The following is a 21,363-nucleotide window of genomic DNA, read 5'->3' as shown; positions in this document are numbered from 1 at the left end:
GGCCCGCCCCGCCCAGGCGCTGTACAGCGCGCCGCTGGCGTTGGCGCTGATCCTCAGCATGCTGCTGGTGATCCAGGAACGCTGGCCGGATAACGCCCTGCAACGCCTGTTCAGCAAACTCTCAAGCAAGGGCCGTTTCCTGCAACCCAATCCTGAATGGCGTGAACGCCTCAAACGCTTGCGTTTGCGGAGGCGTCGATGATCGCCCTGTGGCCGCACTGGTTCCGTCCCTGGTGGCTGTTGCTGCTGCCGCTGCTCGGCTGGTTGCTGTGGCAGTTGTGGCACCGCCAGAAACGCGCCGGGCGCTGGCAGATGATTCTGCCGCCGGCCTTCCACGCCGCGTTGCTCAGTGGCGGCAATGGTCGGGAGAGCAAATCGCCGTGGGTGGTGCTCGGCATCGCCTGGCTGCTGGCCGTGCTGGCGTTGCTGGGGCCGAGCTGGGAACGCGTCGAACAGTCCAGCCAGAAGCCCGCCGACCCGCTGGTGGTGCTGCTGGAACTGACCCCGGAAATGCTCGCCACCGACAGCCCGCCCAGCCGCCTCGAACAGGCACGGCGCAAGCTGTTCGACCTGCTTCAGGCCCGCAGCGATGCGCAGACCGCCATCGTGGTCTACGCCGGCAGCGCCCATACGCTGGTGCCACTCTCGGACGACCTGGCCACCAGCCATAACCTGCTGGAAGCCCTGCGCCCCTCGATCATGCCCGAGCCCGGCCACCGCGCCGACCTGGCCGTGGAGAAGGCCATGAGCCTGCTCAAGCATGGCGGCCTCGGCCAGGGTCGGCTGCTGCTGATCGGCTCGTCGCTGTCCAAGCAGGAACGCCAGGGGATCCGCCTACAGCTGCAAGGCAACCAGGCGCCGAGCCTGTCGATCCTCGGCATTGGCAGCCGCGAAGGCACGCCGGTGACCCAGGAAAGCGGCGAGTTCCTCAAGGACGCCCAGGGCGCGATCCTCGTGCCGCGCCTGGACAGCCCGACCCTCAAGGCCTTCGCCAGCGAAATGGGTGGCCGCTACCGCCAGGCCCGCCTGGACGACAAGGACCTGCGCCACCTCGGGATGCTGGACGGCCCGCAAAGCCTGCGCAATGACGGCCAACGGCTGCACCTCGATACCTGGGCCGACCAGGGTTATTGGTTGCTCTTGCCACTGCTGCTGCTCGCTGCCTGCGCCGGGCGCCGGGGCTGGCTGTTCTTCCTGCCGTTGCTGCTGTTGGGCGCGCCGCAGCCCAGCTATGCCTTCGACTTCCAGGACCTGTGGCTGCGCCCCGACCAACAGGGCCAACTGCTGCTGAAGAAAAAACGCCCGGCCGAAGCCGCCGAACATTTCGAAGACCCGCAATGGCAAGGCGTCGCACTGTATGAAGCGGGCAACTATGCCGAAGCCGCCAAGCGGTTTGCCGAAGGCAGCGACGCCTACTCCCACTACAATCGAGGCAATGCCCTGGCCAAAAGCGGCGAGCTGGAAGCGGCGATCGATGCCTACGAACAAGCCCTCGAAGCCCAGCCAGACTTGCAGCCGGCGCTGAAGAACAAGGCGCTGGTGGAAAGCCTGATGCAACAGGAAACGGAAAAAACCGAGCCGGCCAAGCCTGCAAAAAACGAGGATGACGAAACCACCCAACCCGGCCAGACTGCGCAACCGGGCGCCAGCAGCCAGACCGCCACCGGTGGCGAGCAGACGTCCCAAGGCCAGGGCCAGCCCGGCGCGACCGACACGCAAACCGGGGCCACGCCCCACGCCGGCAGCAACGAGGTACCCGGCAGCGAGTTGGGTGATGAACAAACCACCACCCCGCCCCTGCGCCCGGTCGACGGCACGCTTGAAGGCGAGCAGCGCCAAGCCCTGGAACAATGGCTGCGGCAGATCCCGGACAACCCCGGCGAGCTGCTGCGACGCAAATTCTGGTACGAACAGCAACAACATCAGGACAAGACTCGATGAACCGCTGCACCGCCCTTCTTCTCACCCTCGCGTTGTGGGCCAGCCAGGCCCAGGCCGCCGGCCTGGTGGCCAGTGTCGACCGCAGCCGCATCAATTCCGGGGAGACGGTGGAACTGACGGTGGAGTCCAACGATGTCACGCTGTTCGGCAAACCGGACCTGGCGCCGCTGGACCCGCTGTTTGAAGTGAGCGGCACGCGGCAGATCAACCAGCTCACCACCCTGGGTGGCGATAACCACGCCACCACCCGCTGGATCATCACCCTGCTGCCCAAGGAGAACGGCACCGTGGTGATTCCACCGTTGCAGATCGGCGAACTCAAGACCCAGCCGATCACCCTGCAGGTGGTGGAAACCGTCAGCCAGAACACCGAGGCCCAACTGGCTCCTGTGTTCATCGAAACCAACCTCGACCAGGACAGCGTCTACGTCCAGGCCCAGGCGTTGCTGACCGTGCGCGTCTACCACTCGGTGTCGCTGTATGACGACAGCAGCCTCACGCCGTTGCAGGTCGCCGATACGCGCATCGAGCAGTTGGGCGAGTCGCGCACCTACGAGAAAGTCATCAACGGCATCCGCCACGGTGTGATCGAAACCCGCTATGCCATCTACCCGCAGCACAGCGGCACGCTGACCATTCCGACGCAGACGTTCAGCGCCACCCTGGTAGAGCCACGGCCCGCCCAGGACAACAACCCCCAGGGTTCCAAGCCCGGCAAGCTGATTCACGTCAGTTCGCCGGAGCTGTCGTTGACGGTCAAGGCCAAGCCTGCGCTGTACCCGGCGGATGCTCCCTGGCTGCCGGCCCGCAGCCTGACCCTCACGGAAAGCTGGAACCCCGAGCCCGATCACGTACAGGTGGGCGACTCCCTGACCCGCAGCCTGACCTTGAAAGCCGAAGGCCTGGCCGGCGCGCAACTGCCACCGCTGGCACTGAGCGACATCCCCGGCCTGCGCCGCTACCCGGACCAGCCGGTGCTGAGCAACCAGAACAACGACCGTGGCCTGATCGGCAGCCGTGAAGACCGCGAAGCGCTGGTGCCCAACCGCGTTGGCGCGCTTGAACTGCCGGCGGTGGACGTGGTGTGGTGGAACACCCACGAAGACCATCTGGAACGCACCAGCCTGCCGGCGCGCACCCTGCAAGTGGCGACCAACCCGAGCCTGATCGTGGACACGCCGGCCAGCCCGACCGTGATCACCGCGCCGGACAACGACAGCCTGTGGATCTGGCAACTGACCAGCCTGATCCTGGCCTGCACCACCCTGCTGGGCTTCGGTTTGTGGTGGCGTGCACGCTGGCAGCCGGCGATTTTGCGTGCCGCGCAAACCGGCCCGAGCCCGCGTACCTTGCTGGACGACCTCAAGCGGGCGAGCCAGGCGAATGACCCGCAGGCTACGCGTCAGGCGCTGGATGCCTGGGCGCGACAGCAGCCGGAGACCCTGGCGGATATGGCGACGCGGTTTGTGCCGTTGTCGGATGCGCTGGATGGGTTGAACGGCGCGCTGTACAGCGAGAGTGGGCAGTATTGGCAGGGAGAGGAATTGTGGCGGGCGGTGAAGGCGATTCCGATGGCGGAGCGCGAGCAGGACCCTGCGGGGGACAGCACCAGCTTGCCGCCGCTGTATCCCAAATAGCCCCCCCTTGCAGAAACACCGCAAACCCAATGTGGGAGCGGGCTTGCTCGCGAAAGCGGTCTGTCAGTCACATATCTGCTGACTGATCTACCGCCTTCGCGAGCAAGCCCGCTCCCACATTTTTGATCTGCGGCGTCTGGGTTACTTGCGCGCCGCCTCCCACGACTTCAGCAACTCGTTATAACTGACCGTCTCACCCTGCGGCTTCTCATTCGCCAGCTTCGGTTTCGGCGCACCCGGCTGGTCAAACCAGTATTGCGCATCCCGTTCTTCGTTCATTTTCGGCCCGCAAATCGGCTGCACCTTGGAGCGTTCCAGGCGCGTCATGATCGCGTCCTGATCCTTGGCCAACCCGTCCAGCGCCTGCTGCGGCGTCTTTTCTCCGCTGGCCGCTTCCGAAATATGGCTCCACCACAATTGCGCCAACCGTGGATAGTCCGGCACGTTGGTGCCGGTCGGGGTCCACTCCACCCGGGCCGGGCTGCGGTAGAACTCCACCAACCCACCGAGTTTCGGCGCCAGGTCGGTCATGGCCTGGGAGTTGATGTCAGACTCACGAATCGGCGTCAGGCCAACGATGGTTTTTTTCAGCGACACGGTTTTCGAGGTCACGAACTGCGCGTAGAGCCAGGCCGCCAGTTTCTGCTTCTCGGGCGTCGACTTGAGGAAGGTCCAGGAACCTACGTCCTGATAGCCCTTCTTCATGCCCTTTTCCCAGTAAGGCCCGACGGGTGATGGCGCCATGCGCCATTTCGGCGTGCCGTCGGCGTTGACCACCGGCAGGCCCGGCTTGGTCATGTCGGCGGTAAACGCGGTGTACCAGAAGATCTGCTGGGCGATGTTGCCCTGGGACGGCACCGGACCGGATTCGGAGAAGGTCATGCCCGCCGCTTCCGGTGGTGCATAGGCTTTCATCCAGTCCACGTATTTCTGCGTGGCATACACCGCCGCCGGGCCGTTGGTGTCGCCACCACGGGTGACGCTGGAGCCCACCGGGTGGCAGTCCTCCACGCGAATGCCCCATTCGTCCACCGGCAAACCGTTGGGCAGACCCTTGTCGCCGCCACCGGCCATGGAGAACCAGGCATCGGTGAAGCGCCAGCCCAGGGACGGGTCTTTCTTGCCGTAGTCCATGTGCCCGTAGACGCGCTTGCCGTCGATTTCCTTGACGTCTTCGCTGAAGAATTTGGCGATGTCTTCGTAGGCCGACCAGTTCACCGGCACCCCGAGTTCATAGCCGTACTTTTCCTTGAACTTGGCTTTCAGGTCTGCCCGTTCGAACCAGTCGGCGCGGAACCAGTACAGGTTGGCGAACTGCTGGTCGGGCAATTGGTAGATCTTGCCGTCGGGCGCAGTGGTGAACGAAATACCGATGAAGTCCTTGATGTCCAGGGTGGGTGAAGTGAAGTTCTTGCCTTCGTTGGCCATCAGGTCGGTGATGGATTCTGTCTTGCCATAGCGAAAGTGCGTACCGATCAAGTCGGAATCGTTGACCCAGCCGTCATAGATATTCTTGTCGGACTGCATCTGGGTTTGCAGCTTTTCCACCACGTCGCCTTCCTGCAGCAAGTCGTGGGTCAGCTTGATCCCGGTGATTTCGCTGAAGGCCTTGGCCAGCACCTTGGATTCATACTCGTGGGTGGTGAGGGTTTCCGACACCACGTTGATCTTCATCCCGCGAAACGGCTCCGCGGCCTTGATAAACCACTTCAGCTCTTCAAGCTGCTGGGCTTCGGTGAGGGTCGACGGTTTGAACTCACTGCCGATCCATTTTTTCGCAGCGTCTTCATAAGCATCCGCCCAGGCCGCAGCACTGAGCCCGCTGAGCGCCAGCACGGCCGCCAATGAAATGCTATGTCGCAGCTTATTGTTTTTATCGAACATAGAGACCTCCTGGTTTTGGGGTTCAAAAGGGGCAGCTAGCCCCAACGCATCACAGACAACAGCCACACCAGAGACAGCGCGGACGCCACCCAGATGCTCCAGCCGGTTACGCCGATCACCAACAAATGCAGGTAGGCGCTGCCGAGAAGACCGATAAACAAACGATCACCACGGGTGGTGCTGATCGGTAAAAAGCCGCGCCGGGGGATACTCGGCGAGCGCAATTCCCAGGTCGTCATGCCCACCAGCAGCAGGCCGATCGCGGCAAAGAACAGTGCAGTCGGGGTGGTCCAGGCCATCCATTCCATCATCGACTCCTCAGACCCGGCCCAGGGCAAAGCCCTTGGCCACATGGTTGCGAACGAACCAGATCACCAGCATGCCCGGCAAAATGGTCAACACCCCCGCCGCCGCCAGCACGCCCCAGTCGATGCCGGAGGCCGAAACCGTACGGGTCATCACTGCGGCGATGGGTTTGGCGTTCACCGACGTCAGCGTGCGTGCCAGCAGGAGCTCGACCCAGGAAAACATGAAGCAGAAAAACGCCGTGACGCCGATCCCCGAGCCAATCAGCGGGATGAAGATCTTCACGAAAAACTTGGGGAAGCTGTACCCGTCGATGTAGGCCGTTTCGTCGATTTCCTTGGGCACGCCCGACATGAAACCTTCGAGAATCCACACCGCCAGCGGCACGTTGAACAGGCAATGGGCCAAGGCCACCGCGATATGCGTATCGAACAAGCCAATGGACGAATACAGCTGGAAGAACGGCAGCAAAAACACTGCCGGCGGCGCCATGCGGTTGGTCAGCAACCAGAAGAACAAGTGCTTGTCGCCGAGGAAGCGGTAGCGCGAGAACGCGTAGGCCGCCGGCAGCGCCACGCTCAGGGAAATCACGGTGTTGAGGCTGACGTAGTACAGCGAGTTGAGGTAGCCGGTGTACCAGCTCGGGTCGGTGAAGATCACCTTGTAGTTGGCGAAGGTGAAGTCCTGCGGAAACAGGGTCAGGCCGCCGAGGATTTCGGTGTTGCTCTTGAAGGACATGTTCAGCAGCCAGTAGATCGGCACCAGCAGGAACAGGATGTAGACCAGCAGCGGGATTACCTTGCGCTTGCTCATGTTGGCGGCCTCAGCGGTTGGCGTCGGAGTGGGTCATGGCGGTGTAGAACAGCCAGGACACCAACAGGATGATCAGGAAGTACACCAGCGAAAACGCCGCCGCCGGGCCCAGGTCGAATTGGCCTACGGCCATCTGGGTAAGCGTCTGGCTGAGGAAGGTGGTGGCGTTCCCTGGCCCGCCGCCCGTCAGCACAAACGGTTCGGTGTAGATCATGAAACTGTCCATGAAGCGCAGCATCACCGCGATCAACAGCACGCTCTTCAGTTTTGGCAGCTGGATATGTCGGAACACCGCCCAGCTGGACGCCCGATCAATCCGCGCCGCCTGGTAGTACACATCCGGGATCGCCCGCAGCCCCGAGAAACACAGCAGCGCCACCAGGGACGTCCAGTGCCACACGTCCATCACCAGCACCGTGACCCAGGCGTCCATGGTGTTGGCGGCGTAGTTGTAGCTGATGCCCATCGCATTGAGCGTGGAACCCATCAGGCCAATGTCGGCACGGCCAAAGATCTGCCAGATGGTGCCGACCACGTTCCACGGAATCAGCAGCGGAATCGCCATCACGATCAACACCAGCGACGACCAGCGGCCCTTGGTGGGCATCGTCAGGGCAATCGCGATGCCCAGCGGAATCTCGATCAACAGCACACACGCCGAGTAGATGAACTGACGCAGCAGCGAGTCATGCAGGCGCGGGTCCAGCAGCACCTGTTTGTACCAGTCGGCGCCGACGAAGTAGCGGCTGGATTGGTCGAAGATGTCCTGCACCGAGTAGTTGACCACGGTCATCATCGGGATCACCGCGCTGAAGGCCACCAGCAGGAACACCGGCAATACCAGCCACCAGGCCTTGTTGTTCTGCACCTTGTTCATGGCTGCACCTCCAGCAAGTAGTCATCGGCATACACCATCAGCCACTGCCCCGGAAAGCTGATGGACGCCTGGCCCTCGGGCACCGGTTTGTCTTCGGCCAGGCGCACTTTCAACGGTGCGCCATCGAGGTTGAGGGTCATGATCTTGTAGGTGCCGAGGTCTTCCACATGGGTGACTTGCGCCTGTAGCGCGTCGGGATTGTGCTCATCCCACACATGGATAAATTCCGGGCGGATGCCGACCTGCAGCCTTTTGTAAGGCGTTTCGCCAATGCGCTGCTGCAACGCCTCGGGCAACGCCAGATGTGTCCCGGCAAAGCGCACACCGCCCGCCTCTGCCTGCACCTCAATCAGATTCATCCCAGGGCTGCCGATGAAATAGCCGACAAAGGTGTGGCTGGGCCGCTCGAACAACTCCCGGGGCGTGCCGAACTGCACGATCTGCCCGCCATACATCACCGCGATCTTGTCGGCGAAGGTCGAGGCTTCCAGTTGGTCGTGGGTCACGTAGACCATGGTGATGTTGAACTGCTCGTGGATCTGCTTGAGCTTGCGCCGCAGCTTCCATTTCAGGTGCGGGTCGATCACCGTCAGCGGTTCGTCGAACAGGATCGCCGACACGTCATCCCGCACCAGGCCGCGGCCCATGGAGACTTTCTGCTTTTCATCGGCAGTGAGGTTGCGGGCCTTTTTGTCCAGCAGGTTTTGCAGGTCGAGCACCTCGGCAATTTCCTGCACCTTGCTGTGAATCTTCGCCTCGGCCATGCCCTGGTTTCTCAGGGGAAAAGCCAGGTTATCGAACACGGTCATGGTGTCGTACACCACCGGGAACTGGAACACCTGGGCAATGTTGCGCTTTTCCGGGGTCAGCTCGTTGACTACCTTGGCGTCGAACAGCACCTGGCCTTCGGATGGGCTGAGCAGGCCGGAGATGATGTTGAGCAAGGTCGACTTGCCGCAGCCCGACGGCCCCAGCAACGCGTAGGCGCCGCCCTGCTCCCAGACGTGGTTCATCTCGCGAATCGCGTAGTCCTCGGGGCCGTTTGGCTTTGAGCTGTAGCTGTGGGCCAGGTTCTGCAAATGGATCTCGGCCATCAGGCAACCCTCGCGACACGTCGGCCGGGGGCCTGGACCAGCCGTCCCTGGCCATCGAACACAAACAGTTTGTGGGTGGGAATATAGATGCGGATCGGCGCGTCGACGTCGTACTCATGCACCCCGGGCAAGTGCAGCACCAGCAGGAAGTGTTCGCTGCGCACATGCAGGAAGGTTTCCGAGCCGCTGATCTCGGCGACCTCCACGGTCACGGCCAATTCCAGGTCATCGTCGTTGCTCGGCACCAGGCTGATATGGCTGGGACGCACGCCAAAGCGAAACTCGCCCTCACCGATGGGCCGCAGGTCGACGTTCAGCGGGAAGTGCACGAAGTTGGCGAAGCTCACTTCATTGCCACTGATGCGCCCGGGCATCAGGTTGATCGGCGGCTCGGAAAACAGCTCGGCCGCCAGCACGGTTTGCGGCTGGTGATAGACCTCGGCCGCCTTGCCGCTCTGGATCACCCGGCCCTCATGCAGAATCGTGGTGGTGCCGCCCAGGGCCAGGGCTTCGTTGGGTTCGGTGGTGGCGTAGATCGCGATGGTATGGCGTGCCTTGAACAGCTCGCGCATTTCCTGGCGCAGTTCTTCGCGCAGTTTGTAGTCCAGGTTCACCAGGGGTTCATCGAACAGAATCAGCTCGGCATCCTTGACCAGCGCCCGGGCCATGGCGGTGCGTTGCTGCTGGCCGCCGGAGAGTTCCAGGGGGTGACGCTGGAGGAATTTCTCGATACGCAGCATTTTCGCGGTTTCGAGGACTTTGCTCTGGATCTGCTCGGCAGAGACTCCGGCCTGGCGCAGCGGCGAGGCGATGTTCTCGAACACGGTCATGGTCGGGTAGTTGATGAACTGCTGATAGACCATCGACACATTGCGCAGGCGCACCGGCTTCTGGGTGACGTCCACGCCATTCATCAGGATGCGCCCGCTGTCAGGCTTGTCCAGGCCGGCCATCAGGCGCATCAGGCTGGTCTTGCCGGAGAGCGTGCGGCCCAGCAATACATTGAAGGAACCGGCTTCGAAACGCAGGTTGGCGTCGTCGATCCAGGTTTGGCCTTCGACAACGCGAGTGACGTGCTCCAGGGTCAATGACATGACACGACCTTTTTATTATTGGAATGGTTCTGGCAGGAGCACAGAGCGAGTTCCGTGCCAACAACCCAAACCTCAGGCCGGTCAACGAGTTAGGCAAAACAGCGATTCGCCTCTGAACAGAAATGAACAGGTCAGGCTGAACAACTGAACAATCGGCGGGTTGACAATGAACAGTTCTGAACAACACTGAACGGGCCTTCCGCACCCCAGAACAACAATAAAGCAAGGGTCACCGCCATGAGCACACCGCTGGCGCACGATGCCATCATCCAGGACTCCTGGCGCCGCTGCCGGGCCTATGGCCTGGATCACCAGAGCACACCGAGCTTCGACCAACTGCCCGCAGACGGCGTCAGCCAGTTGCTGGAAAGCCAGCATTCCCTTGTGCAGACCACCCACCAGGAAGTGCTGCCCTACTACGAAAACATCCTCAGCAACTCCAACTGCCTGATCATGCTTGCCGACAACCAGGGCCAGGTGCTGACTTCGTGGGGCACCCAACGCTTTATCGACCCCAAGCTGGCCCGTGGTTTCAGCGCCGGCGCCAGCTGGATGGAGCGCTCCAGCGGCACCAACGCCATCGGCACCGCCCTGGCCTGTGCCCAGGCAGTGCATATCGAACATGACGAACACTTCCTCAAGGCCAACCGTTTCATGACCGGCTCGGCAGCGCCGATATTCGATGCGCAGCGGGAAATCATCGCGGTGCTGGATGTGTCCAGCGACAGCTACCTGCCGCCCTCCCACACCCTCGGCATGGTCAAGATGATGAGCCAGACCGTAGAGAACCGGCTGATCCTCAACCTGTTTCGCGGTGAGCATTTCCAGCTGACGTTCAACACCGGGCTGAACAACCTCGATAGCCAGTGGGCCGGACTGCTGATCTTTGATGAAAGCGGTCAGGTACTGTCGGCCAATCGCCGGGCCGACAACCTGCTGGGCATCAGCCTGTCGCGGGTATTGATCGACAGCCTGTTCAAGGTCTCGCTGCTGGAACTGCTCAACCAGCCCGAAAGCCTGCCCTTCTCGCTGCAAGCCGCCGGACGCAACCGTTTCCAGTGCCTGCTGAAACGGCCGAAACAGGCGCCAGTGCAGGCTCGCGTGTTTGTGGAAACGAAAAAGCCCCGCGAACCTGGCCCCACGGCCATCAGTCTCAAGACCCTGCACTTCGGCGATGCCCGCGTGGAAAAGGCCGTGCGTCAGGCCGAGCGCCTGCTGGAAAAGGATATTCCGTTGCTGATCCACGGTGAAACCGGTGTCGGCAAGGAAGTGTTCGTCAAAGCCCTGCACCAGGCCAGTTCCCGCAGCCAACAAGCGTTTATCGCGGTCAACTGCGCAGCGATCCCCGCCGAACTGGTGGAGTCGGAACTGTTCGGCTATGAAAAAGGCGCATTCACCGGCGCCAACCAGAAAGGCAGCATCGGGCTGATCCGCAAGGCAGACAAAGGCACGCTGTTCCTCGACGAGATCGGCGACATGCCCCTGCCGACCCAGGCCCGGCTGTTGCGGGTATTGCAGGAACGCTGTGTGCAGCCTGTAGGCAGCAGCGAGTTGTACCCGGTGGATTTGCGGATCATCTCCGCCACCAACCGCTCGCTGCGCGAACAGGTACAGCTCGGGCGTTTTCGCGAAGACCTGTATTACCGCATCGGTGGCCTGACCCTGGAGCTGCCGCCGCTACGGGAGCGCACGGATAAACAGGCGTTGTTCAAGCAGCTGTGGCAACAGCATCGCGAGCCGACGCAGTGGGTCGGGTTGACTAACGAGGTGCTGGCCTTGTTTGAACAGCATCCGTGGCCGGGCAACCTACGCCAGGTGAGCAGCGTGTTGCAGGTGGCACTGGCCATGGCGGAAGAGCAGCCGATTCGGGCGGAACATCTGCCGGATGATTTTTTTGTGGATTTGAATGGGGTGGTGCCGGTGTGTGATGCAGTGGATGACAGTCTGGACCTGAATGAGCGACTGAAGGCGGTGGGCGGGAATATCTCTCACCTGGCCAGAGAGCTTGGCGTCAGCCGCAATACCCTCTACAAACGCCTGCGACAAAACGGGAATGCTGTGTAGAAACACAATCAAAAATGTGGGAGCGGGCTTGCTCGCGAATGCGGTATATCAGTCGCTGATGCTTTAACTGACAGTCTGCATTCGCGAGCAAGCCAGCTCCCACATTGGAACTACATTGGGTTTGAGAAGTGGGTTCAGTTCAGGACCGGCCTTGCCCCCATTGGCACTTTGCGCCCTGGCGCCGCCATTTCAAACAACTGCTCCACCCGAGCACTCTCCTGCGCACTCGGTTTGATCGCCCATGCACACGCCACAAAAATCCCCGCATTGACCACCAGCCCCACAATCCCGCTGGTCAACGACCCCAGCCCGGGAATGTCGTCCGGGTACATCGTCGTCAGCACAATCGCCACCACGATCCCCGCCAGCATCCCGGCAATCGCGCCTTCCTTGTTGCCGCGGCGGCTGAAAATGCCGAAGAACAGCGGCACCGCCAACTGGATAATCCCCTGGTAGGAAATCTGCGCCAGCAATTGCAGTCGCGCGTAATCAAAGGTCAGGTATGCCAGCACCGAGGCGGCAACGATAAACACCACCATCCCGGACTTGGCCAGCAGCGTCAGTTGCCGGTCGGTACGCGGGGTGTTCCAGGTGGCAAGGTCGTTGGCGAACTGGGTGCCGCAGACCTGCACGCAGCCGTCGACGTGGCCGATGCTCGCCGCCAGTACGATGACGATCGCCAGCGCCAGCATCCACGGCCCGCCGATGTCGAACAGCGAGAGGAACCAACCTTGTTGCGGGTGCGCGATGACGTTCGGGTCCTGGCTGATGGCCGCGGCAAACAGCATCAGAATCCCGTAGAAACCACCCACCAACAGGATCGTGTACAGCGTGCCTTTCTTCACCGCCTTGACGCCGCTGGCGGTGTAGATGCGCTGGAAGCTCATGGGCCAGCACATCGAGCCGATCACGCCGGTGAAGATCAGGCTGAACATGTACAGCGGGCCGTAACCGGTGCCGCTGGCGCCGGGAATCAGCAACATTTTCGCCGGCAGGTGCGACAGGTTGGAGAACGACGCCTGGTCGCCGAACAGCAGGAACACACACAGCGCCGCACACACGACATAGGCGATCAGGCCCTGGAACATGTCGGTCATGATCAGCCCGCGCATGCCCATGCTCACGGTCCAGTACTGGCGCACCAGCACCACCACCACGCCGGCGACCAGGCAGGTGGTGACGCCCCAGCGGCCGAAGCTGGCGAACTGGAACAACATCGCCAACGCCTGGATGCCCATCACCACCCACGGGAATACCGAGATGATGCCGATGATCGAGGCCACGCGCTTGACCACCGGGCTGTTGAAGCGCATGCCGAGCAAGTCCGGCTGGGTGCGCAGGTTGAAACGCTGGCCCCAGGTCCACGCGCGGCGGGCCATCAGGTACATTGCCGTCACGCCAAGGGTGGCGTAGACCATGCCGTAGAAGCCCAGGGCGCCGCCGATGGTCAGGGCGAAAAACGCGGTAAAGGTCGAGCCCGGCCACCACGAGTTGGTGTAACACATGGCGATGTACCACGGCCCATAGGAGCGCCCGCCCACGGCGTAATCGGAAAAACTCGTGCTCTCGCGGTTGGTGGCGTACAGCACGGCGATCATCCCGGCCAGGAACAGGCCGATGACGCCGAAGGTGATAAAAAGGTTGGCATCGCTGGCGGTGCTGATCATTGCGCATCCCCCTCTTCGGGTATTTCGCCGGCCTTCAATTCGGCGACGTACAACGCCCACAGGCCCAGGCCTGCGAGGACTGCAATGGCGATCCAGTAGAAGATCGGCAACGGTATGCCCAGTACCAACGCGGTACTGCCGCTCACGCTCAAATAGAACGGCGGGAATAAGGCGAGCATCAGCAACAGGAAAAAGTACACGCCGAAGAGTTGGCTTTTCAGGCGTCCGGGTGGTGCGCTATCAGATTTCATGAGTCGGGTGCTCCTTGAATTTGTGGATCGTTTTTTTGTGTGATCAAACAAAAATCAAGCAGTGAAAACGCAGGCACCAATCAGCGCCCAAGTGACTTCATTCAATGCATTATTGTTGTCTGGCGCAGGCTCAAGCCTGTCTTAGCCAGGTTTCCCATTGCGAATCGTTGATGATGCTGCGGGCGCGCATGTGCTTCCAGGTGCCGTATTTGTAGAAGTCGAAATCCAGCTGCGACACCGCGTGCTGCACCATCGCCCAGGTCGACCATTTGATGTCCGCCAGGGCCTTGTGCAACTTGATGCGCGCGAGGTTCTGCGGGGTGACCTGGCCGAAGTAATCCTCGATCAGGGCCAGTTCCATTTCATCAGTGAAAAACATCTCGCCGAACCACAGCGCCAGTTCGTAATGCCGGTCGTTGTTGGAGGCGTATTCGAAGTCCACCAGACGAATTTGCCGACGGTCGTTGAGCATGAAATTACCCGCCAGGGTGTCATTCATGCAGGGAGCCAGGTCGATGCCGGAAGCTTGCAGCACGCCCCGGGCGCGGTCGCATTGGCGGCACAGCCAAGCGTCGTCGGCGGGCTTGCAGCCGTTGAGTTGCTCCACCTGCCGCTGGTGCTCGGCAATCATGTCGAACACGGTCTTGGTCTGCACCAGTGGCGGCTGGTCGTTGAACGCCTTGAGGGCGTGCAGCGCGTTGTGGCGCACGTCGCGGTCGAGGAAGTCGTGGTTGGAGGAGGCGCGCCAGCCCTCCATGAACTCGAAGACTTCCACGCCGAACTCTTCAAGGAATGCGAACACCGGCGCGCCATAGCCGGTTTGCGCCGCCTTGAGGCTGGCGTCGTGGGCCGTGCGGCGGTCAATGAACATCTCGGTGCCCACGCCCGGCACCTTGAAGAAATACGCAGTGTCGATCCCGGCCACTTCCACCCGCCAGTTGGTGTTGGAAATCCCGCCGCTGACCGGTTCATAACGAATGCCGGTGCCGCCCCAACTGGCAACCCCGCGCACCGCCGCTTCCAGCTGACACTCTTGTGGCGTACACGCCTCACCTAACGCTTTCATGCCTGCCCCTCCTGTACCTGACGTAGCCAACCTTCAAACCGCGGGTCTTGCAGACTTTGGCGGCAGCGCAACAGCGTCCACTGCCCGACCTTGGAAAACTCCAGCGGCCGCGCCGAGGTAGCGCCGACCCACAGGCCCCAGAGCGTCCAGTACCAATCGTTGATCAAGGCGTACAAGCGGCAGCGCGCATAGTCGCTTTCACGGCACTCGCCGGCCCAGGCATGGATGCCTTCGCGCCAGTCGTTTTCGAAGACGTACAACTCGTTAAGGCTGATCGCCACGTCGTACCAGGGATCACCACTGCCGGCGTAATCGAAGTCGATCAGTTGCAAGGCGCCGTCCGGGCCGATCATCACGTTGCTCGCCACGCCGTCGCCGTGCAGCGGCACCGAGTCGCTGGCGTTCAGTTGCAGCGAGGTCCAGGCCAGGTCAATGCAGGTGCTGATCCAGGCGTGGTCGATGGGCAAGGCCACGCTGTAGCGCACGCATAATTCGCGCAGGTGCTGGATGTCTTGCAGCGGCGAGCGGGCGAAGCCCGGCGAGGTGCCTTGGTGCAATTGTTTCTTCAGGGCCCAGAGCGCTTGCAGGCGCCGGGGCTGCATCAATTCGTCGAGGCGGGCCCAACGCCACTCGCTGGTGGGCAACGCATCCAGCAGCAACACGCCGGCCGTGGCATCCACCAGGCGCACACCCGGCGTCACGTCGCAATCAGCTGCCAGTTGGGTGGCGCGGGCAGTGCGTTCAATGTCGATCAACGCGCGCATGTCGTCATGCAAGACTTTGGCGTAACACTGGCCCCACGGTGCGCTGACGGTAAAACCGGCCCACTCGGTGGCCAGGCGTACCGGCGAGGCAATCCCGGCGGTGCCCTCTTCGACCACCACATGGGCGGACAAGCCGGCGGCCTCCAGGGCGCCCAGCAGCCGTGACTTTGCTTGCAAACGACTCGACATGGCAGACCTCATCGGTAGGCGTTGGGGGTGGAACAGGCGCGGTGCAGCAACGCGGTCAGCATGTGCAGGCCGTTGCGCATGTCCTGTTCGCTGGTGAATTCCGCTTCGTTGTGGGACACGCCATTGCTGCTCGGGATAAACAGCAGGCACACCGGGTAATGCCGGCTCAGGCTGATGGCGTCGTGGCCTGACACGGTGACGCTGTTGCCGATGGGCAAGCCCAGTTGCTGGCCGACGCCGTAGGCCAGCTCGGCAAAACCGTGATGCAGGTGGGTCGGCTCACGCAGGGCGCGGCTTTCGATGCTGTAGTCAGTCGACGTGGCGCTGGCGGTGGCCTTGAGGCTGGCGTCCAGGCGCGCACCGGCTGCGGCCAGTAATTCGGTGTCGGGCGAGCGGTACTCGACATGCAACGTCACGCTGGAAGGCACCACGTTGGGGGAATTGGGATAGATCTCCAGGCGCCCCACCGAGCTGTGCAGCTGCACGCCGTGCAGATCGGCCTCCGCCCGCACCGCAGTGATCGCGTGGGCGGCGGCCAGCAAGGCGTCCTTGCGCGCGGCCATGGGCGTAGGGCCGGTGTGGTTCTGTTCACCGATGAACCGAATCCGTTGCTTGAGGGCGGCCCAGGTGTCGCGCACCACACCGATGGCCAGCCCGTCGCGCTCAAGGCCATCACCTTGTTCGACGTGGATTTCCACATAACCGGCGACGTCCAGCTCGACGCGGCCCTCCCCCAGATAACCAATCTGCTGCAGCGCATGCTTGAGGCTGATGCCATCGCCATCGCGGCAGGCCCAGGCGTCCTGCAGGGCCAGGTCACCGGTGAACACGCTGCTGCCGATCAGGCTGGGCTGGAAACGCGCGCCCTCCTCGTTGGTCCAGTTCACCACCGCCAGGTTGCACGCCGGCGTTTCGCCGCGCTCGCGCAGTTGGCGAGCCAGGCTGGCCACCGCGACTGCGCCGGCCAGCACGCCATAGACCCCATCGAAACGCCCGGCACTCGGCTGGCTGTCGAGATGCGAGCCACACAGCACGTAGGGCGCTTCTGGATTAAAGGTGATCAAACCGAACATGTTACCCACTGCATCCACACGCACGTCAAAACCGCGTTCAGTCAGCCAGGCCGCGAACAGGTCGCGCACGGCGCCGTCTTCAGCCGAGGCGGCGAGGCGATGCAGCCCACCGGCCTTGGTCGCGCCGATGACCGAGGTGTCGCGGAACAGCGCCTCGAAGGTTTCAAGGTCCTGTTCACTGGGCACCAGCAACTCAGGGGTAAAGGATATCGACATGGGCTTGCTCCAGGCGGGTCGCAAAGTCGTTGGACGGCGCACGATTGGTGACCAGGGTCGTGATGGCGCTGAACGGCAGCGTATTGATAAAGGTGCGGTGGCCGAACTTGGCGTCATCGGCCAGGATCACGCTGCGCAGGCTGTGTTTGGTCAGTTCCCGGCGCAGCAGCGCCTCGGGCTCCTGGTAGTCCATGAACCCCAGCTCCAGGTCGACAGCGCCGATGCCCATGAAGGCAATGTCGTAGTGGAACTGTCGGACGAATTCCAGGGTGTGGGCGCCAATCAGCGCGTTGTCGTTGCGGCGCACATCACCGGGCACCACCAGCACCTGGTTGGCGCTTTGCTCGGTGATCAAGCGGGCGATGTCCAGGGAGTTGGTGATGATGCGCAACTGGCTGAACGCGGTCAGTTGCTGGGCCAGGGCCAGGGTCGAGGTGCCGGTGTCGAGGAACAGCACCATGCCTTCGCTCACCAGCTTCGCTGCACACACCGCGATACGCGTCTTGGCCTGGGGCTTGATGCGGCTGCGCACCTGCAGCGGCTGTTCTTCGTTGAGCCGCGGCAGGATCGCGCCGCCGTGGATGCGCCGCAGCTTGCCGGCTTCTTCCAGGTACTTGAAGTCGCGGCGGATGGTTTCTTCGGAGACGAACAGCGCCTGCGCCAGGTCCGACGCCTTGACGCGCTGGTGTTGGGTGAGCAGGAGCATGATTTCGTCGAGACGTGGCTGGTTGAGCATAAAAGAGGTATTCCAGGGCAGGTTCAGGCGGCCGGTATTGCGCGCCCCACGGCGAAACGCGGCGCGAGCCGGTCCAGCGGGGAGCATAGAACGTAATACAGCCATGGACAGGGTCACGGGTACCTCTCACTCATCAGGGTGTGAAAGGGCAGGACAACACAAAGCGTTTATCACGGGCGGGCTTCTTTTGAGCCCACTCCGGGTGCAATCAATCAGGGCATCAGCATCGGGGGGAGGTGCTGATCCCAGGGGGCGATGGCTTCGACGGCCGCGCAGAATTGCAGCACCTGGGCGTCGGCAAAACGTGGGCCGATCACCTGCAGGCCAATCGGCAAACCGCTCGGGCTGAAGCCGCAGGGCAGGCTGGCAGCGGGGTTGCCGGTGATATTGAACGGATAGGTAAACGGCGTCCAGCGGGCCCAGGGCACCGCGCCCTCCTCGCCCGGCCAGCCGTCGGGGGCAACCCGGTCGGCGGCGAACGGCAGGATCGGCATCGTCGGCATCAGCAGTACGTCGTAGTCATTAAACAGCGCGTGTACCTGATTGGCGAACAGTGCACGTTGCTGCACAGCCTTGAGGTAGGCCGCCAGATCGTAATCGGCGGAGCGCTTGATCAGCGCAGCGAAACCCGGGTCCAGTTGGTCGAGGCGATCGGCCAGGGATTTGCCATAGGCGATCCCGCGCCCGCCGACCCACAGGGTTTCGAAGGTGGCCAGCGGGTCTTGCCAGTCCAGGTTCAGGGTGGTGACGGTGACCGGCAGCTCATCCGCAAGGTAATGCACCGCCGCTTCGACGGTGGCGGCGATGACCGGGTCCACCGGCGTATCGAACAAGGTCGGGCAATAAGCCACACGCACGGGGCCCAGCGGTTGGTCGCAGCGCGCCAGGTAGGACTCGGTGGGCGCGGGCAAGGCCTGGTGATCCAGCGGATCGGGCCCGGAGAGGATATCGAAGAGTAACGCGCTGTCGCGCACGGTGCGGGTGATCGGGCCGGCGTGGCTGAGCATTTCAGTGGCGGACCAGGGCCAGGTGGGGATGCGCCCAAGAGAGCCTTTAAGAGCGAATGCACCGCAAAAGGCGCCGGGAATGCGCACCGAACCGCCGCCGTCGGAACCCAGCGTGGCCGGGACCATGCGTGCGGCCACCGCAATGGCCGAGCCGGAACTGGATCCTCCGCTGGTGAGCTGGGGGTTCCAGGGGTTGCGGCCATTGCCGAAAACCCGGGAGGTGCTGGCGCCGGTCCAGCCGAATTCGGTGGTGGCGGTCTTGCCGAGGATGATCGCGCCGGCCTCCTTGAGGCGGCGGATGATCGGGGCGTCCTGGGTGGGGACGTTGTCCAGGCCGGTCAGCGAACCGCGGGTGGTGCGCAGATTGGCGGTGGAGAACAGGTCTTTGATGCCGAAGGGGATGCCGTGGAGCGGGCCACGAAATTGGTTGGCCTGCGCTTCTGCGGTCAGGATTTCAGCCTGCTCCCGCGCGAATTCGGTGTAGACGTCGCCGAAGGCATTCAGTGTGGGATTGTGGGTTTTGATGGCTTCGAGGCTTCGCTCGACCAGTTGCACAGGGGTCAGTGTGCCTTGGCGGATGCTTTCGGCTGCGTGCAGGACGCTGGGCATGTGGGTCAGTGAGGTATCAGTCTTCATTGAGCATCCTGGGACATCTGCGAAATGATCCAGCGGGTACGTCAATAGACGCCAAGGGAATGGAAGCTGTCAAGTTGGATTTGTTGCGTATGTGGGTTTTGTGGGATTTATTTTTGTCGGAGATTTGGCTTACGAAAACGGGTCGGTTTAGCCGGGGATTTGGCGAAACGTCCTATCAGTAGCAGTGGATAGCTCTGACTTCTTTCTCTTACAAACGTCTGCAAAGTCCCTCGCCTGATCACACAGCGCGAGGGAACGCCGATGTTTTTTTTGATTAATGCTCTGCCCGATGGGGCTGCCTCTTGAATCCCGCCCTAGGCAGGTTGGCCCTGGCTCCCATGGATGTGGAGACGAAGGACGTTGAAGCGGTCTTTCGTAATTTCAGGGAGTGCCTTAACTCGTTTGACGATTGGGCTGAGAGCTTCTGGAGCTTTTCGTCGCTGGAAGTCGAGCAGGTGTTCAAGGTTGGGGATGAGGTCGCGCTGGTCGCGCCTGTTTCCTCTAAAGCCCCCAGTACCACCGTTGCAATGTGCAAACCCAATGGTGCGCTGACCCTGGTGCATATGTTTGAGAGCAAGCGGTTTGTGCCGATCGGCAACACGCCGGTCATGCTCCAGGCCATCGCCGAGGACGGCAGCCTGATCGGTCCCCCCATTCATAAAACCATCGGCCCCAGCGGCATCCTCGAAATCACCGACTGCACGCGCGACCAGCAGTATCAGGTCAGCTTCTACCCCGATGTTTCCAAGGATCACGTCAAGGCGCTCTACGCCTCCTATCAGTCGGTGATCAGCTCGCTGGAAAGCAGCTTGCGCAGTGAATGGACGAGCACCTTCGAAGAGCAATGGAAACAGTACTCAAACGCCAGCGCTCTCGACCGTCACAAGTTGATGGACGCCGCGTTTGTGCGAGGGATTACGAACACGCTGTACAGCCTTTGGGACGGTATTCCAAACCTGTACGACTGGCTGGCGGACATCAAACCCAATAGCGAAAAGTTGCTGCAGTACCTCTCCCAAGGCGAGCTTGAAGAGCTGTTGAAGCTCAGCAATGAGGCCATTGCCAACGGTCTTCTGGTGCTGAGCGATGAACCGCTGCTGTTCATCTATCTGTCGGCGATGTTCAGTTGGGCGCAATTGCTTCCGCCGCCGGACATGAACGAGCTGCTGGGGGAAATGACTTCCGAGGTACTGCTCAACCTGCTGTTGCTGTTGGCCACCGGCGGCATGGGTGTGGCGGTGCGTTTGGGCCCGCAGGTGCTGGGCAAGGTCAGGTCCGGCCGGGCACGGGTGTTACTCGAGCAGATGGCCAAGTTGGGCGAGGCACCACGGCTGGACTGGCACCCCAGTGTGCTTAAGCCGGTGTCGCTTAAAAATGATCCAGTGTCGATCAAGGCAGCGGCCGTGCCGTTGAAGGCCGGTGTAAACGAGGTTTCGAATCCGGCAGCGCTGGTCCGAAAGCCTAAAGCAGCGCGCACGGCGCTGGTGAAGCAAGAACATGTGGATGATGCCCCGGCTTCGGCGAAAAACCCCAATGGGGATGCGTCGGCTTGTTCGGCGAGCACCTGTACGAATGGCTGTCCGGTATCGATGGTTACTGGTGAGGAACTGCTGACCCTCACAGACGGCTCGTTGGAGGGTGTCCTGCCATTTGCCTGGACGCGGTTGTATCGCAGCAGTGCCGTGGAAGTGGATTGCGGGTTGGGGTTTGGCTGGAGTCATGCGCTGGCGCAGCGCTTGGTGGTGAGCGGCGGATCGGTGGTGTGGACCGATCACGAGAACCGCAGCACCACCTTTCCCCTGCCCTCTGCTGCACGGCCGGCGATCACCAATAGCCTGGCGGAAGCGGCGATTTATCTGGGTGCTTTGCCGGATGAATGGGTGCTGGCTCAGGCGTCGCTTTTCTACCACTTCCGTGACGGTGTGCTGACGGCGATCAGTGACGCTTACGACAACCGGCTGCGCATTGCCCGCGATTATTCAGGGCGGATTCAGCGGATCGATAACCATGTTGGCCAGGGATTGCTGCTGCGGTATGAGCACGGCCAT

The 21,363-nt window shown here is 62.1% G+C and carries 17 protein-coding genes and 1 pseudogene; 5 read left to right on the top strand and 13 right to left on the bottom strand.

Annotated elements, in window-relative coordinates:
* From HX786_RS29635 to HX786_RS29625, 3 genes and pseudogenes are all read left to right on the top strand, one after another.
* A pseudogene (locus tag HX786_RS29635) lies at positions 1-202 on the top strand (BatB protein); the annotation flags it as partial.
* Complete coding sequence (locus HX786_RS29630; RefSeq protein WP_178912976.1) at positions 199-1,941, top strand: tetratricopeptide repeat protein; 1,743 nt, start codon at positions 199-201, stop codon at positions 1,939-1,941. The pseudogene HX786_RS29635 and the gene HX786_RS29630, both read left to right, overlap by 4 nt.
* On the top strand, positions 1,938-3,578 hold the full coding sequence (locus HX786_RS29625) for a BatD family protein (RefSeq protein ID WP_178912975.1): 1,641 nt from the start codon (positions 1,938-1,940) through the stop codon (positions 3,576-3,578). Before HX786_RS29630 ends, HX786_RS29625 begins: the two co-directional genes overlap by 4 nt.
* 141 nt (positions 3,579-3,719) lie before the next feature.
* Here the strand turns inward: HX786_RS29625 and HX786_RS29620 are convergent, their stop codons facing one another.
* The 6 genes from HX786_RS29620 to HX786_RS29595 are packed head-to-tail and all read right to left on the bottom strand — an operon-like array spanning position 3,720 to position 9,646.
* Positions 3,720-5,462 (bottom strand): ABC transporter substrate-binding protein, encoded by a 1,743-nt coding sequence (locus tag HX786_RS29620; RefSeq protein ID WP_003218534.1) that lies wholly within the window; start codon positions 5,460-5,462, stop codon positions 3,720-3,722.
* Between the two features lie 35 nt (positions 5,463-5,497).
* A complete protein-coding gene (locus HX786_RS29615) occupies positions 5,498-5,770 on the bottom strand; it encodes a DUF2160 domain-containing protein (RefSeq protein ID WP_003218532.1) in 273 nt (90 codons plus the stop codon).
* Positions 5,771-5,780: 10 nt separating this feature from the next.
* Entirely contained in the window at positions 5,781-6,581 is an 801-nt protein-coding gene (locus HX786_RS29610) for a carbohydrate ABC transporter permease (protein ID WP_008433050.1), read from the bottom strand.
* A 10-nt stretch (positions 6,582-6,591) separates the two neighbouring features.
* On the bottom strand, positions 6,592-7,458 hold the full coding sequence (locus HX786_RS29605; RefSeq protein WP_003218527.1) for a carbohydrate ABC transporter permease: 867 nt from the start codon (positions 7,456-7,458) through the stop codon (positions 6,592-6,594).
* The gene (locus HX786_RS29600) at positions 7,455-8,552 is read right to left on the bottom strand and encodes an ABC transporter ATP-binding protein (RefSeq protein WP_102369282.1); all 1,098 of its coding nucleotides are present in this window, start codon (positions 8,550-8,552) and stop codon (positions 7,455-7,457) included. Before HX786_RS29600 ends, HX786_RS29605 begins: the two co-directional genes overlap by 4 nt.
* A complete protein-coding gene (locus HX786_RS29595) occupies positions 8,552-9,646 on the bottom strand; it encodes an ABC transporter ATP-binding protein (protein WP_003218524.1) in 1,095 nt (364 codons plus the stop codon). Before HX786_RS29595 ends, HX786_RS29600 begins: the two co-directional genes overlap by 1 nt.
* 237 nt (positions 9,647-9,883) lie before the next feature.
* Here HX786_RS29595 and HX786_RS29590 point away from each other — a divergent pair, with 237 nt between their 5' ends.
* A complete protein-coding gene (locus tag HX786_RS29590; protein ID WP_178912974.1) occupies positions 9,884-11,710 on the top strand; it encodes a sigma-54-dependent Fis family transcriptional regulator in 1,827 nt (608 codons plus the stop codon).
* Positions 11,711-11,844: 134 nt separating this feature from the next.
* Here the strand turns inward: HX786_RS29590 and HX786_RS29585 are convergent, their stop codons facing one another.
* From HX786_RS29585 to HX786_RS29555, 7 genes are all read right to left on the bottom strand, one after another.
* Positions 11,845-13,377, bottom strand: a complete 1,533-nt coding sequence (locus tag HX786_RS29585; protein WP_178912973.1) for a sodium:solute symporter — start codon at positions 13,375-13,377, stop codon at positions 11,845-11,847.
* Positions 13,374-13,628: a hypothetical protein gene (locus HX786_RS29580; protein ID WP_003218518.1), complete on the bottom strand. Its 255-nt coding sequence runs from the start codon at positions 13,626-13,628 to the stop codon at positions 13,374-13,376. Before HX786_RS29580 ends, HX786_RS29585 begins: the two co-directional genes overlap by 4 nt.
* A 130-nt stretch (positions 13,629-13,758) precedes the next feature.
* Entirely contained in the window at positions 13,759-14,694 is a 936-nt protein-coding gene (locus tag HX786_RS29575) for a choline kinase family protein (RefSeq protein WP_177081005.1), read from the bottom strand.
* Positions 14,691-15,647, bottom strand: a complete 957-nt coding sequence (locus HX786_RS29570; protein ID WP_177081006.1) for an aminoglycoside phosphotransferase family protein — start codon at positions 15,645-15,647, stop codon at positions 14,691-14,693. Before HX786_RS29570 ends, HX786_RS29575 begins: the two co-directional genes overlap by 4 nt.
* Before the next feature lie 8 nt (positions 15,648-15,655).
* Positions 15,656-16,936 (bottom strand): Zn-dependent hydrolase, encoded by a 1,281-nt coding sequence (locus HX786_RS29565; protein ID WP_177081007.1) that lies wholly within the window; start codon positions 16,934-16,936, stop codon positions 15,656-15,658.
* Entirely contained in the window at positions 16,914-17,672 is a 759-nt protein-coding gene (locus HX786_RS29560) for a DeoR/GlpR family DNA-binding transcription regulator (protein WP_008433061.1), read from the bottom strand. Before HX786_RS29560 ends, HX786_RS29565 begins: the two co-directional genes overlap by 23 nt.
* Positions 17,673-17,884: 212 nt before the next feature.
* The gene (locus tag HX786_RS29555; protein WP_177081011.1) at positions 17,885-19,288 is read right to left on the bottom strand and encodes an amidase; all 1,404 of its coding nucleotides are present in this window, start codon (positions 19,286-19,288) and stop codon (positions 17,885-17,887) included.
* Between the two features lie 365 nt (positions 19,289-19,653).
* Between HX786_RS29555 and HX786_RS29550 the strand changes: the two genes are divergently transcribed.
* A partial coding sequence (locus tag HX786_RS29550) for a DUF6531 domain-containing protein (protein ID WP_256735336.1) occupies positions 19,654-21,363 on the top strand: 1,710 nt, incomplete at its 3' end.

The sequence above is a fragment of the Pseudomonas sp. 21615526 genome, from assembly GCF_013386245.1.
GTDB lineage: Bacteria > Pseudomonadota > Gammaproteobacteria > Pseudomonadales > Pseudomonadaceae > Aquipseudomonas.
Note: the sequence above shows the minus strand (reverse complement) of the source record. Positions and strands in the feature narration are given on the sequence as shown.

Coding starts and splice junctions, on each gene's coding strand:
- HX786_RS29580 (WP_003218518.1), bottom strand. CDS start 13,628: ATGAAATCTGATAGCGCACCACCCGGACGCCTGAAAAGCCAACTCTTC.
- HX786_RS29585 (WP_178912973.1), bottom strand. CDS start 13,377: ATGATCAGCACCGCCAGCGATGCCAACCTTTTTATCACCTTCGGCGTC.
- HX786_RS29610 (WP_008433050.1), bottom strand. CDS start 6,581: ATGAGCAAGCGCAAGGTAATCCCGCTGCTGGTCTACATCCTGTTCCTG.
- HX786_RS29575 (WP_177081005.1), bottom strand. CDS start 14,694: ATGAAAGCGTTAGGTGAGGCGTGTACGCCACAAGAGTGTCAGCTGGAA.
- HX786_RS29595 (WP_003218524.1), bottom strand. CDS start 9,646: ATGTCATTGACCCTGGAGCACGTCACTCGCGTTGTCGAAGGCCAAACC.
- HX786_RS29620 (WP_003218534.1), bottom strand. CDS start 5,462: ATGTTCGATAAAAACAATAAGCTGCGACATAGCATTTCATTGGCGGCC.
- HX786_RS29560 (WP_008433061.1), bottom strand. CDS start 17,672: ATGCTCAACCAGCCACGTCTCGACGAAATCATGCTCCTGCTCACCCAA.
- HX786_RS29630 (WP_178912976.1), top strand. CDS start 199: ATGATCGCCCTGTGGCCGCACTGGTTCCGTCCCTGGTGGCTGTTGCTG.
- HX786_RS29555 (WP_177081011.1), bottom strand. CDS start 19,288: ATGCCCAGCGTCCTGCACGCAGCCGAAAGCATCCGCCAAGGCACACTG.
- HX786_RS29605 (WP_003218527.1), bottom strand. CDS start 7,458: ATGAACAAGGTGCAGAACAACAAGGCCTGGTGGCTGGTATTGCCGGTG.
- HX786_RS29625 (WP_178912975.1), top strand. CDS start 1,938: ATGAACCGCTGCACCGCCCTTCTTCTCACCCTCGCGTTGTGGGCCAGC.
- HX786_RS29565 (WP_177081007.1), bottom strand. CDS start 16,936: ATGTCGATATCCTTTACCCCTGAGTTGCTGGTGCCCAGTGAACAGGAC.
- HX786_RS29590 (WP_178912974.1), top strand. CDS start 9,884: ATGAGCACACCGCTGGCGCACGATGCCATCATCCAGGACTCCTGGCGC.
- HX786_RS29600 (WP_102369282.1), bottom strand. CDS start 8,552: ATGGCCGAGATCCATTTGCAGAACCTGGCCCACAGCTACAGCTCAAAG.
- HX786_RS29615 (WP_003218532.1), bottom strand. CDS start 5,770: ATGGAATGGATGGCCTGGACCACCCCGACTGCACTGTTCTTTGCCGCG.
- HX786_RS29570 (WP_177081006.1), bottom strand. CDS start 15,647: ATGTCGAGTCGTTTGCAAGCAAAGTCACGGCTGCTGGGCGCCCTGGAG.